The 12,388-nt window shown below is 60.0% G+C and carries 10 protein-coding genes; all 10 read left to right on the top strand.

Annotated features, from left to right (window positions below; all coding sequences use genetic code 11):
- Positions 1-46 precede the first annotated feature (46 nt).
- The 10 genes from gyrA (at position 47) to TU80_RS02200 (ending at position 12,121) form a co-directional block, all read left to right on the top strand.
- The gene (gene gyrA, locus TU80_RS02245; RefSeq protein WP_017848853.1) at positions 47-2,701 is read left to right on the top strand and encodes a DNA gyrase subunit A; all 2,655 of its coding nucleotides are present in this window, start codon (positions 47-49) and stop codon (positions 2,699-2,701) included.
- A 237-nt stretch (positions 2,702-2,938) separates the two neighbouring features.
- Positions 2,939-4,024 (top strand): 3-phosphoserine/phosphohydroxythreonine transaminase, encoded by a 1,086-nt coding sequence (serC, locus tag TU80_RS02240; protein WP_026140261.1) that lies wholly within the window; start codon positions 2,939-2,941, stop codon positions 4,022-4,024.
- Positions 4,024-5,118 carry a prephenate dehydratase gene (pheA, locus tag TU80_RS02235; RefSeq protein WP_017848851.1) on the top strand — a complete coding sequence of 365 codons (1,095 nt, stop codon included), beginning with the start codon at positions 4,024-4,026 and terminating at the stop codon, positions 5,116-5,118. Before serC ends, pheA begins: the two co-directional genes overlap by 1 nt.
- A gap of 9 nt (positions 5,119-5,127) precedes the next feature.
- Complete coding sequence (gene hisC, locus TU80_RS02230) at positions 5,128-6,240, top strand: histidinol-phosphate transaminase (protein WP_017848850.1); 1,113 nt, start codon at positions 5,128-5,130, stop codon at positions 6,238-6,240.
- Positions 6,241-6,268: 28 nt separating this feature from the next.
- Positions 6,269-8,479 carry a bifunctional prephenate dehydrogenase/3-phosphoshikimate 1-carboxyvinyltransferase gene (locus tag TU80_RS02225; protein ID WP_057003756.1) on the top strand — a complete coding sequence of 737 codons (2,211 nt, stop codon included), beginning with the start codon at positions 6,269-6,271 and terminating at the stop codon, positions 8,477-8,479.
- A complete protein-coding gene (gene cmk / locus TU80_RS02220; protein WP_017848848.1) occupies positions 8,476-9,165 on the top strand; it encodes a (d)CMP kinase in 690 nt (229 codons plus the stop codon). Before TU80_RS02225 ends, cmk begins: the two co-directional genes overlap by 4 nt.
- Positions 9,166-9,284: 119 nt before the next feature.
- Positions 9,285-10,979 (top strand): 30S ribosomal protein S1, encoded by a 1,695-nt coding sequence (rpsA, locus tag TU80_RS02215; RefSeq protein ID WP_003218806.1) that lies wholly within the window; start codon positions 9,285-9,287, stop codon positions 10,977-10,979.
- 162 nt (positions 10,980-11,141) lie between these two features.
- Positions 11,142-11,426 carry a hypothetical protein gene (locus tag TU80_RS02210; RefSeq protein WP_057003755.1) on the top strand — a complete coding sequence of 95 codons (285 nt, stop codon included), beginning with the start codon at positions 11,142-11,144 and terminating at the stop codon, positions 11,424-11,426.
- Positions 11,427-11,557: 131 nt separating this feature from the next.
- The gene (gene ihfB / locus TU80_RS02205) at positions 11,558-11,854 is read left to right on the top strand and encodes an integration host factor subunit beta (protein ID WP_017848846.1); all 297 of its coding nucleotides are present in this window, start codon (positions 11,558-11,560) and stop codon (positions 11,852-11,854) included.
- Positions 11,855-11,878: 24 nt separating this feature from the next.
- Positions 11,879-12,121 (top strand): LapA family protein, encoded by a 243-nt coding sequence (locus TU80_RS02200; protein ID WP_057003754.1) that lies wholly within the window; start codon positions 11,879-11,881, stop codon positions 12,119-12,121.
- Positions 12,122-12,388 lie beyond the last annotated feature (267 nt).

Below are 12,388 nucleotides of genomic sequence, written 5' to 3'. Positions count from 1 at the left end.
ATATGGATGTGACGAGGTTTCACCCGAAAAAGGAATCAGGCTTCTCATGGGCGAACTGGCCAAAGAAATCCTCCCGGTCAATATCGAAGACGAGCTGAAACAGTCCTACCTCGACTACGCGATGAGCGTAATTGTCGGTCGGGCACTGCCTGATGCGCGCGATGGCTTGAAGCCCGTGCACCGGCGTGTGCTGTTCGCGATGAGCGAGCTGGGTAACGACTGGAACAAGCCGTACAAGAAATCTGCCCGTGTTGTCGGTGACGTGATCGGTAAGTATCACCCTCACGGCGACACTGCGGTGTACGACACCATCGTTCGGATGGCCCAGCCGTTTTCCCTGCGCTACCTGCTGGTAGACGGCCAGGGCAACTTCGGTTCGGTCGACGGCGACAACGCCGCGGCCATGCGATACACCGAAGTCCGCATGACCAAGCTGGCGCACGAGCTGCTGGCCGACCTGCACAAAGAAACCGTGGACTGGGTGCCGAACTACGACGGCACCGAAATGATCCCGGCGGTCATGCCAACCCGTATTCCCAACCTGCTGGTCAACGGCTCCAGCGGTATCGCCGTGGGCATGGCCACCAACATCCCGCCGCACAACCTCGGTGAAGTCATCGACGGTTGCCTGGCCCTCATCGACAACCCCGAGCTGACCGTCGATGAGCTGATGCAATACATCCCGGGCCCGGACTTCCCGACCGCCGCGATCATCAACGGTCGCGCCGGCATCATCGAAGCCTATCGCACCGGCCGTGGCCGCATTTACATGCGCGCCCGCTCGATCATCGAAGACATCGACAAGGTCGGTGGCCGCCAGCAGATCGTCATCACCGAGCTGCCTTACCAGTTGAACAAGGCGCGTCTGATCGAGAAGATCGCCGAGCTGGTCAAGGAGAAGAAGCTCGAAGGCATCACCGAGCTGCGCGACGAGTCCGACAAGGACGGTATGCGCGTCGTGATCGAGCTGCGTCGTGGCGAAGTGCCTGAGGTGATCCTCAACAACCTCTACGCCCAGACCCAGCTGCAAAGCGTGTTCGGTATCAACGTCGTGGCCCTGATCGACGGTCGCCCGCGCATCCTGAACCTCAAGGATCTGCTGGAAGCCTTCGTCCGTCACCGTCGCGAAGTCGTGACCCGCCGCACCGTGTTCGAACTGCGCAAGGCCCGCGAGCGCGGCCACATCCTGGAAGGCCAGGCGGTTGCGCTGTCGAACATCGACCCGGTCATCGCCCTGATCAAGGCTTCGCCGACCCCGTCGGAAGCCAAGGAAGCGCTGATCAAGATGCCGTGGGAATCCAGCGCCGTGGTGGCGATGGTTGAACGCGCCGGCGCTGATTCCTGCCGTCCCGAGACCCTCGACCCGCAATACGGTCTGCGCGACGGCAAGTACTTCCTGTCGCCGGAACAGGCCCAGGCCATCCTCGAACTGCGCCTGCACCGCCTGACCGGTCTGGAGCACGAGAAGCTGCTGGCCGAGTACCAGGAGATCCTCAACCAGATCGGCGAGCTGATCCGCATCCTCAACAGCGCCGTGCGCCTGATGGAAGTGATCCGCGAAGAACTGGAAGTGATCCGCGCCGAATACGGCGACGTGCGCCGCACCGAAATCCTCGATGCGCGTCTCGACCTGACCCTGGGTGACATGATCCCGGAAGAAGAGCGCGTCGTGACCATCTCCCACGGTGGCTATGCCAAGACCCAGCCATTGGCTGCGTACCAGGCCCAGCGTCGTGGCGGTAAAGGCAAATCGGCTACCGGCGTCAAGGATGAGGACTACATCGCTCACCTGCTGGTCGCCAACAGCCACACCACGCTGCTGCTGTTCTCCAGCAAGGGCAAGGTGTACTGGCTGAAAACCTACGAAATCCCGGAAGCCTCCCGTGCCGCCCGTGGGCGTCCGCTGGTCAACCTGCTGCCGCTGGACAGTGATGAGTACATCACCACCATGCTGCCGGTCGATGAATACACCGAAGGTCACTTCATCTTCATGGCCACCGCCAAGGGCACCGTGAAGAAGACCCCGCTGGAATCCTTCAGTCGTCAACGCAGCGTGGGCCTGATCGCCCTGGAGCTGGATGAAGGCGACGTGTTGATCTCCGCAGCCATCACCGATGGCGAGCGTGAAGTCATGCTGTTCTCCGATGGCGGCAAAGTGACGCGCTTCAAAGAGTCCGACGTGCGTGCCATGGGCCGTACCGCCCGCGGTGTGCGTGGGATGCGCCTGCCGGAAGGGCAGAAGCTGATTTCCATGTTGATCCCGGAAGAAGGCAGCCAGATACTCACCGCTTCGGCGCGTGGTTATGGCAAGCGCACCGCCATCAGCGAGTTCCCGGAGTACAAGCGTGGCGGCCAGGGCGTTATTGCCATGGTCAGCAACGACCGCAACGGCCGTCTGGTTGGCGCGGTACAGGTACTCGATGGCGAGGAGATCATGTTGATTTCCGACCAGGGCACCCTGGTGCGTACCCGTGTCGCTGAAGTATCGAGCCTGGGCCGTAACACCCAGGGCGTGACGCTGATCAAGCTGGCCAACGACGAAACGCTGGTTGGCTTGGAACGCGTCCAGGAACCGTCGGAAGTCGAAGGCGAAGAGCTGGAAGGCGAGGCATTTGACGGCGAGGTGATCGCAACCGGCGATGACAGCGTCGACGAGCCGACCCTCGACGCTGCCGCAGACGAAGAAGAACCGCAGGAATAAGCGGACAAACAGGGGGGCGGATGAAGATTCGCCCCTTGTTGTTTGTCACCTTTGAAATATCAATGCTCCCCCTGTAGGAGCGGGCTTGCCCGCGAAAATCGTCAACGATAACGCGTGCATCCTGGATAAACGCGGTGATCTTGCGTTTTTCGCGGGCAAGCCCGCTCCTACAGGCAGCGTTAGCAGTTAATATTCGATTTATTGCACCACCCCCACCAGATCAGAGTGAGATTGGATGTGAGCAAGAGAGCCTATAACTTCTGTGCCGGTCCCGCGGCGCTTCCTGAAGCAGTCCTGCAGCGCGCGCAGGGTGAACTCCTCGATTGGCATGGAAAAGGCCTCTCTGTGATGGAAATGAGCCATCGCAGTGATGAGTTCGTGTCCATCGCCACCAAGGCCGAGCAGGACCTGCGCGACTTGCTGGACATTCCCTCCGACTACAAGGTGCTGTTCCTGCAGGGCGGCGCGAGCCAGCAGTTCGCCCAGGTGCCGCTGAACCTGCTGCCCGAAGACGGCACGGCCGATTACATCGACACCGGTATCTGGTCGCAGAAAGCCATCGAAGAAGCTGCGCGCTACGGCAACGTCAACGTCGCCGGTACCGCCAAGCCTTACGATTACTTCGCGATTCCAGGTCAGAACGAGTGGAAGCTGTCGAAGGACGCGGCCTACGTACACTACGTGGCCAACGAAACCATCGGCGGCCTGGAATTCGACTGGGTGCCGCAAGTGGGTGACGTGCCGCTGGTGTGCGACATGTCTTCGGACATTCTCTCGCGGCCGATCGATGTGTCCAAGTACGGCATGATCTACGCCGGCGCGCAGAAGAACATCGGCCCGAGCGGCATCCTGGTCAACATCGTCCGTGAAGACCTGCTCGGTCGCGCCCGCTCGCTGTGCCCGACCATGCTCAACTACAAGGTCGCGGCCGACAACGGCTCGATGTACAACACGCCGCCGGCGTTTGCCTGGTACCTCTCGGGCCTGGTGTTCGAGTGGCTCAAAGAGCAGGGCGGCGTTGCCGCCATGGGCAAGCTCAACGAAGTGAAGAAGCGCACCCTGTACGACTTCATCGACGCCAGCGGTTTGTACAGCAACCCGATCAACCTGACCGACCGCTCGTGGATGAACGTACCGTTCCGCCTGGCCGACGACCGTCTGGACAAGCCGTTCCTGGCCGGTGCCGAGGCGCGCGGCCTGCTGAACCTCAAGGGTCACCGTTCGGTGGGCGGCATGCGCGCCTCCATCTATAACGCTGTCGATATCAATGCCATCAACGCGTTGGTGGCCTACATGGCAGAGTTCGAAAAGGAACACGGCTAATGTCTGAGCAAGAACTCAAGGCCCTGCGTGTACGCATTGACAGCCTGGACGAGAAAGTCCTGGAGCTGATCAGTGAGCGCGCGCGCTGTGCCCAGGAAGTGGCGCGGGTGAAGATGGCGTCCCTGGCGGAAGGCGAAGTGCCGGTGTTCTACCGTCCGGAGCGTGAAGCTCAGGTGCTCAAGCGCGTGATGGAGCGCAACAAGGGACCGTTGGGTAACGAAGAGATGGCGCGGTTGTTCCGTGAAATCATGTCTTCCTGCCTGGCGCTCGAGCAGCCGCTGAAAGTGGCTTACCTCGGCCCGGAAGGCACCTTCACCCAGGCGGCGGCGATGAAGCACTTCGGTCACGCGGTGATCAGCAAGCCGATGGCAGCGATCGACGAAGTGTTCCGTGAAGTGGCGGCCGGCGCGGTGAATTTTGGCGTGGTGCCGGTGGAAAACTCCACCGAAGGCGCGGTCAACCACACCCTGGACAGCTTCCTTGAGCACGACATGGTGATCTGCGGCGAAGTCGAGCTGCGCATCCACCACCATTTGCTGGTGGGTGAAAACACCAAGACCGACAGCATCAGCCGTATCTACTCCCACGCCCAGTCCCTGGCCCAGTGCCGCAAGTGGCTGGATGCCCATTACCCGAATGTCGAGCGCGTGGCGGTGTCCAGCAACGCCGAAGCGGCCAAGCGGGTCAAGGGTGAGTGGAACTCGGCGGCGATTGCCGGCGATATGGCGGCGGGCCTGTACGGCCTGACGCGCCTGGCCGAAAAAATCGAAGACCGCCCGGACAACTCCACGCGCTTCTTGATGATCGGCAGCCAGGAAGTGCCGCCGACTGGCGACGACAAGACCTCGATCATCGTCTCCATGAGCAACAAGCCCGGCGCGCTGCATGAACTGCTGGTGCCGTTCCACGACAACGGGATTGACCTGACGCGCATCGAGACTCGTCCTTCGCGCAGCGGTAAATGGACCTACGTGTTTTTTATCGACTTCATCGGCCATCACCGTGATCCGCTGGTCAAAAGCGTGCTCGAGAAAATCAGTCAGGAAGCCGTGGCACTCAAGGTGCTGGGCTCTTACCCGAAAGCGGTTTTGTGAGGCGTTAACATGAGTGGCAACTTCCTCGCCCTGGCGCAGCCGGGCGTGCAACAACTGTCGCCTTACGTTCCAGGCAAGCCTGTGGACGAGCTGGCGCGTGAGTTGAACCTGGACCCGGCGAAGATCGTCAAGCTGGCCAGTAACGAGAACCCTCTGGGTCCAAGCCCCAAGGTGCTGGCGGCGATTCGTGAAGAACTGGCCGAGCTGACCCGTTATCCGGATGGCAACGGTTTTGCCCTCAAGTCCCTGCTGGCGCAGAAGTGCGGGGTCGAGCTGAATCAGGTGACCCTGGGCAACGGCTCCAACGACATTCTTGAACTGGTCGGTCGTGCCTATCTGGCGCCCGGCCTGAACGCCGTGTTCAGCGAGCACGCGTTTGCGGTCTACCCGATCGTCACCCAGGCCGTCGGTGCCGATGCGCGGGTGATTCCTGCCAAGGACTGGGGTCACGACCTGCCGGCCATGCTGGCGGCGATCGATGCACAGACCCGCGTCGTGTTTATCGCCAACCCGAACAACCCGACCGGCACCTGGTTCGATGCACAGGCACTGAACGACTTCCTACAGGATGTGCCGGAACATGTGCTGGTGGTGCTGGACGAGGCCTACATCGAGTACGCCGAAGGCAGCGACCTGCCCGACGGCCTGGATTTCCTCGCGGCCTACCCGAACCTGCTGGTCTCGCGCACGTTCTCCAAGGCTTATGGCCTGGCGTCGCTGCGCGTCGGCTACGGCCTGTCGACGGCGGTGGTGGCCGATGTGCTCAACCGTGTGCGTCAGCCGTTCAACGTCAACAGCCTTGCCCTGGCGGCGGCCTGCGCAGCGTTGCAGGATGCCGAGTACCTGGAAGAAGGGCGTCGCATCAACGAAAGCGGCATGCTGCAGTTGCAGGCAGGCTTTCGTGAGCTGGGCCTGGGCTGGATTCCGTCCAAGGGCAACTTCATCTGCGTCGATCTCGGCCAAGTGGCGGCCCCGGTGTTCCAGGGCTTGCTGCGCGAAGGCGTGATCGTGCGTCCGGTGGCCAACTACGGCATGCCGAACCACCTGCGCATCACCGTCGGTCTGCCGGCTGAGAACAGCCGCTTCCTGGAGGCGCTGGCCAAGGTTCTGGCCCGTGGTTGATGTCACTGCATTGCAACCTGCTGTGCCTATGATCGGTCGCCTGGTGGTGGTCGGTCTGGGGTTGATCGGTGGTTCCTTCGCCAAGGGCCTGCGTGAGAGCGGGTTGTGTGGCGAAGTGGTCGGCGTGGACCTGGACCCGCAATCGTGCAAGTTGGCGGTTGAGCTGGGTGTCGTCGATCGCTGTGAAACCGACCTGGCGCGCGCATGCCAGGGCGCCGATGTGATCCAGCTCGCCGTGCCGATCCTGGCCATGGAGAAGTTGCTGGCGGTGCTGGCCGGCATGGACCTCGGCCAGGCGATCCTCACCGACGTCGGCAGTGCCAAGGGCAATGTGGTGCGGGCGGCGCAGCAGGCGTTTGGCGAGATGCCCGCGCGTTTTGTGCCGGGCCATCCGATTGCCGGTTCCGAGCAGAGCGGGGTGGAAGCGTCCAATGCGCAGTTGTTCCGTCGGCATAAAGTGATTCTGACGCCGCTGGCGCAAACCGATCCGGCGGCCTTGGCCGTGGTCGACCGTCTGTGGCGCGAGCTGGGCGCGGATGTCGAGCATATGCAGGTCGAGCGCCACGACGAAGTGCTGGCGGCGACCAGTCATCTGCCCCATCTGCTGGCGTTCGGATTGGTGGATTCGTTGGCCAAACGCAACGAAAACCTCGAGATTTTCCGCTATGCCGCCGGTGGCTTTCGCGATTTCACGCGGATCGCCGGCAGCGACCCGGTGATGTGGCACGACATCTTCCTCGCCAACCGCGAGGCCGTGTTGCGCACCCTGGACACCTTCCGCAGCGACCTTGACGCCTTGCGCGACGCGGTCGATGCCGGGGATGGCCACCAATTATTGGGCGTGTTTACCCGTGCGCGGGTGGCGCGTGAACATTTCAGCAAGATCCTGGCACGCCGGGCCTACATGGAAACCGCAGTGAACGCCGACGACCTGACTTTCCTCGCCAACCCGGGCGGCCGCTTGAGCGGGCGTATCCGGGTGCCGGGCGACAAGTCGATCTCCCATCGGTCGATCATGCTCGGTTCGTTGGCCGAGGGCGTGACCGAAGTCGAAGGTTTCCTTGAGGGTGAAGATGCCCTGGCGACCTTGCAGGCGTTTCGCGACATGGGCGTGGTGATCGAGGGGCCGCACCACGGGCGCGTGACCATTCATGGTGTCGGGCTTCATGGTTTGAAGCCGGCGCCGGGGCCGATTTATCTCGGTAACTCCGGCACCTCCATGCGCCTGCTGTCCGGTTTGCTCGCCGCACAGGTCTTCGACAGCGTGCTGACCGGCGATGCTTCGTTGTCCAAGCGCCCGATGAACCGCGTGGCCGAGCCGCTGCGGAAGATGGGCGCGGTGATCGAAACCGGGCCGGAAGGGCGCCCACCGCTGACCATCCGTGGTGGCCAGAAGTTGAAAGGCCTGACGTATGTGCTGCCGATGGCCAGTGCGCAGGTCAAATCCTGCCTGCTGCTGGCGGGCCTGTATGCCGAGGGCAAGACGTCCGTCACCGAGCCGGCACCGACCCGCGACCATACCGAGCGCATGCTGCGCGGTTTCGGTTATCCGGTAGAGGTCGTGGGTGCAACGGCGACGGTCGAGTCGGGCCATGCGCTGGTCGCCACCCATATCGAAGTGCCGGGGGATATTTCCTCGTCGGCATTTTTCCTGGTGGCGGCGTCAATCGCGGAAGGTTCCGAGCTGTTGCTGGAACATGTCGGCATCAATCCGACGCGCACCGGGGTGATCGATATCCTGCGGCTGATGGGCGCGGATATCAGCCTGGAAAACCCGCGCGAAGTGGGCGGCGAACCGGTGGCCGACCTGCGGGTGCGGGCGGCCGCGTTGAAAGGGATCGAGATCCCCGAAGCGCTGGTGCCGTTGGCAATCGATGAATTTCCTGTGCTGTTTGTGGCTGCTGCCTGCGCTGAAGGGCGAACCGTCCTGCGTGGTGCACAAGAATTGCGGGTCAAGGAGTCCGACCGTATCCAGGTCATGGCCGACGGTCTGCTCGCCCTTGGCGTGAAGTGTGAACCCACCCCCGATGGGATTATCATTGACGGTGGCCTGATGGGCGGTGGCGAAGTGCATGCCCATGGCGATCACCGGATCGCCATGGCGTTCAGCGTGGCTTCGCTGCGGGCAACGGCGCCGATTCGTATCCGTGACTGCGCCAATGTTGCTACGTCTTTTCCGAACTTTCTTACACTGTGTGCCCAAGTCGGCATCCGTGTTGCCCAAGAGGCTCAATTGTGAATATCAAAGCACCGGTGATTACCATCGACGGGCCAAGCGGCTCGGGCAAAGGCACGATCGCCGGCATCCTGGCCAAGCGCCTGGGCTGGTGCCTGCTGGATTCCGGCGCGCTGTACCGCCTGCTGGCATTTGCCGCCCGCAACCACGGCGTCGACCTCACCAACGAAGAATCCCTGAAGCTGCTGGCGGCGCACCTTGATGTGCAGTTCGTCGCTGCGACGGAAGGTCATCCCCAGCGCATCATCCTGGAAGGAGACGATGTGACCGATGACCTGCGTAACGAACAAGTCGGTTCCTGGGCCTCCCAGGTTGCCGCGCTGCCGGCCGTGCGTGATGCGCTGCTGCAGCGCCAGCGGGCGTTTCAGGAGCCGCCGGGCCTGGTAGCCGATGGCCGCGACATGGGCACGGTGGTATTTCCCGAGGCGCCGCTGAAGATTTTCCTGACCGCCAGTGCCGAGGAGCGGGCGCGTCGCCGCTACTTGCAGTTGAAGGGCAAAGTGGATGGTGTTAGTCTGTCGAGTCTGCTAGATGAGATCCGTGCACGCGACGAGCGTGATACCCAGCGCGCAGTAGCCCCGCTCAAGCCGGCGGCTGATGCCATACAGCTGGATTCCACGGAGTTGTCCATCGAGCAGGTGCTGGAACGCATCTTGAGTGAAATCGCTATTCGCGATATCGCCGGGTGACCAAGAAGTCTGCAGGGGACCAGTCATAGTCCTGCGGTGCTTCTTTTAATTGAAACTAACCCACACCGTCTGGGGCGTGGAGATGGGCGTATTCTTCGCCCTTATCAACAGGAATTAAAATGAGCGAAAGCTTTGCGGAACTCTTTGAAGAAAGCCTAAAAACCCTGAACCTTCAGGCAGGCTCCATCATCACCGGTGTTATCGTTGATATCGATTACCAAGCTCGCTGGGTAACCGTTCACGCTGGTCTGAAGTCTGAAGCACTCATCCCGCTTGAGCAGTTCTACAACGACGCTGGCGATCTGACTATCAATGTCGGTGACGAAGTTCACGTTGCTCTGGACTCGGTTGAAGACGGTTTCGGTGAAACCAAGCTGTCCCGTGAAAAAGCCAAGCGCGCTGAATGCTGGATTGTTCTCGAAGCAGCCTTCGCAGCTGAAGAAGTGGTCAAGGGCGTTATCAACGGTAAGGTTAAAGGCGGCTTCACTGTCGACGTTAACGGCATCCGTGCGTTCCTGCCAGGTTCTTTGGTCGACGTCCGTCCAGTGCGCGACACCACGCACCTGGAAGGCAAGGAACTCGAATTCAAGGTCATCAAGCTCGATCAGAAACGCAACAACGTTGTCGTTTCCCGTCGCAGCGTCCTGGAAGCAGAGAACTCCGCCGAGCGTGAAGCTCTGCTGGAATCCCTGCAGGAAGGCCAACAAGTCAAAGGTATCGTCAAGAACCTCACCGATTACGGCGCATTCGTCGATCTGGGTGGCGTCGATGGCCTGCTGCACATTACCGACATGGCTTGGAAACGTATCAAGCATCCTTCCGAAATCGTCAACGTTGGCGACGAGATCGATGTCAAGGTTCTGAAATACGATCGCGAACGCAACCGTGTTTCCCTGGGCCTGAAGCAACTGGGTGAAGATCCATGGGTCGCTATCAAAGCCCGTTACCCAGAAAGCACCCGCGTGACCGCGCGTGTTACCAACCTGACTGACTACGGCTGCTTCGCTGAGCTGGAAGAAGGCGTTGAAGGCCTGGTACACGTTTCCGAAATGGACTGGACCAACAAAAACATCCACCCTTCGAAAGTCGTACAAGTCGGCGACGAAGTGGAAGTTATGGTTCTGGACATCGACGAAGAGCGTCGTCGTATCTCCCTGGGCATCAAGCAGTGCAAATCTAACCCATGGGAAGATTTCTCTGGCCAGTTCAACAAGGGCGATAAAATCTCCGGCACCATCAAGTCGATCACCGATTTCGGTATCTTCATTGGTCTGGACGGCGGCATCGACGGCCTGGTTCACCTGTCCGACATCTCCTGGAACGAAGTGGGCGAAGAAGCTGTTCGTCGCTTCAAGAAGGGCGACGAGCTGGACACCGTTATCCTGTCGGTTGACCCAGAGCGCGAGCGCATCTCCCTGGGCATCAAGCAACTGGAAAGCGATCCGTTCTCCGAGTACGTTCAAGAGAACGACAAAGGCGCAATCGTTAAAGGCATCGTGAAAGAAGTTGACGCTAAAGGCGCCATCATCACCCTGGCCGACGATATCGAAGCGACTCTGAAAGCCTCCGAAATCAGCCGTGACCGCGTTGAAGACGCGCGCAACGTTCTGAAAGAAGGCGAAGAAGTAGAAGCCAAGATCATCAGCGTTGACCGCAAGAGCCGCGTAATCCAGCTCTCCATCAAGTCGAAAGACGATGCTGAAGAGAAAGAAGCCATCCAGAGCCTGCGCGACAAGCCAGCTACCTCTGAGCCTTCTGCTGGTCCTACCACTCTGGGCGACCTGCTGCGTGCACAAATGGAAAAACAGAACTAAGTTCTGTCAGACCATAGAAAAAGGGCGACTTCGGTCGCCCTTTTTTGTGCCTGAAATTTGTTGAATCAACAACTTGGAGCCACGTAGAGCTGATCGGTGTCAGAACTGATTATAGTCTTTGGATAAGCTATTCCCGTGTTGCTGATTCAGTAAGGATTTTCAATGAACAGGCTCATCTTCGTGTTCGCAATGGCCATGCTTGCAGGTTGCGCCGCCACCAATGCCAAGACTCACGCACGGCATGGCGTCAGTGGCATCGAGATCGACTGCTCAGGCTTGGGCTCCAACTGGGAGAAGTGCGAGAAGCGCGCGGCTCGAGAGTGCAAGATGCAGGGGTACAAGGTCGTCACAAGGTCCAGTGACGCCAAGGACGAGGAAGGGGATTACTTGTTCGGCTGGAACCCGGCAGGCGCCGTTACCCGCACGATGCTGGTGATCTGCAATTGAGCGCGTAAGCGCTTGATAGTGAAGTCGATCTGGCGTGTAGATAAGTTATTGGATGGGCTGTTCAAATTCATCAAGTCATGCTAAAACCTTTGAAGCGCTTTTCCTAGCTGCTTGAAAAAGAAGGGAAAAATATGACGAAGTCGGAGTTGATCGAACGAATTGTCACCCATCAAGGGCTGCTCTCATCCAAGGATGTGGAGCTGGCCATCAAGACCATGCTTGAACAAATGTCCCAATGCCTGGCTACGGGCGATCGTATTGAGATCCGAGGGTTTGGTAGCTTCTCGCTACACTACCGCGCCCCGCGCGTAGGCCGTAACCCTAAGACCGGGCAATCCGTCAGCCTGGACGGCAAGTTCGTGCCTCACTTCAAGCCGGGCAAGGAATTGCGTGATCGAGTGAACGAAGACGAAGAAGAAAACGTCTGAGTGTCTTTAGGGTAGGAGAAGATTATGCGTGGAATTAAGCGCGCCGTGGTGTTGCTGACAGTGCTGGTGGTCGCACTGGTGGTTATAGCGTTTGTGCTCGAAAACCAGCAGGGCGTGTCTCTCTCGTTCCTTGGCCTGGCGACCGGGCAGATGCCGGTGTCGGTGTTCGTGACCGTGGCGTTGATTGTCGGCATGCTGATAGGGCCGTTGTTGGGCGTATTGGTGCGCAGTCGCCGTCATAAGTCGACCCCTGCAGGGCGTGCCTAGGGAGCTCTCTCCCGTTCCACAAAAATCGCATGCATGCTGAGACAACCGCTCGTCAGAAAACTGCCCTAAAATAGCCCGTCAATTTCAGCGCCACCTTGTAATGATGCGGCCGCCCTCAAGTAAAAAATCCGCGGATTCATTGGGTTTCAGCTCGTAGATTCGGAAAGTCCTTTCTGTTTTCACTCTCCTTGGACGTGCTGCATCAGGGCTACCCCTACACCTGTAGGAAAAGCCTACCGCTCATGTCAAGACTTGTAATATGTCAGA

Source organism: Pseudomonas veronii, from assembly GCF_001439695.1.
Lineage (GTDB): Bacteria > Pseudomonadota > Gammaproteobacteria > Pseudomonadales > Pseudomonadaceae > Aquipseudomonas > Aquipseudomonas veronii.
This window is presented reverse-complemented; position numbering and strand designations above follow the sequence as displayed.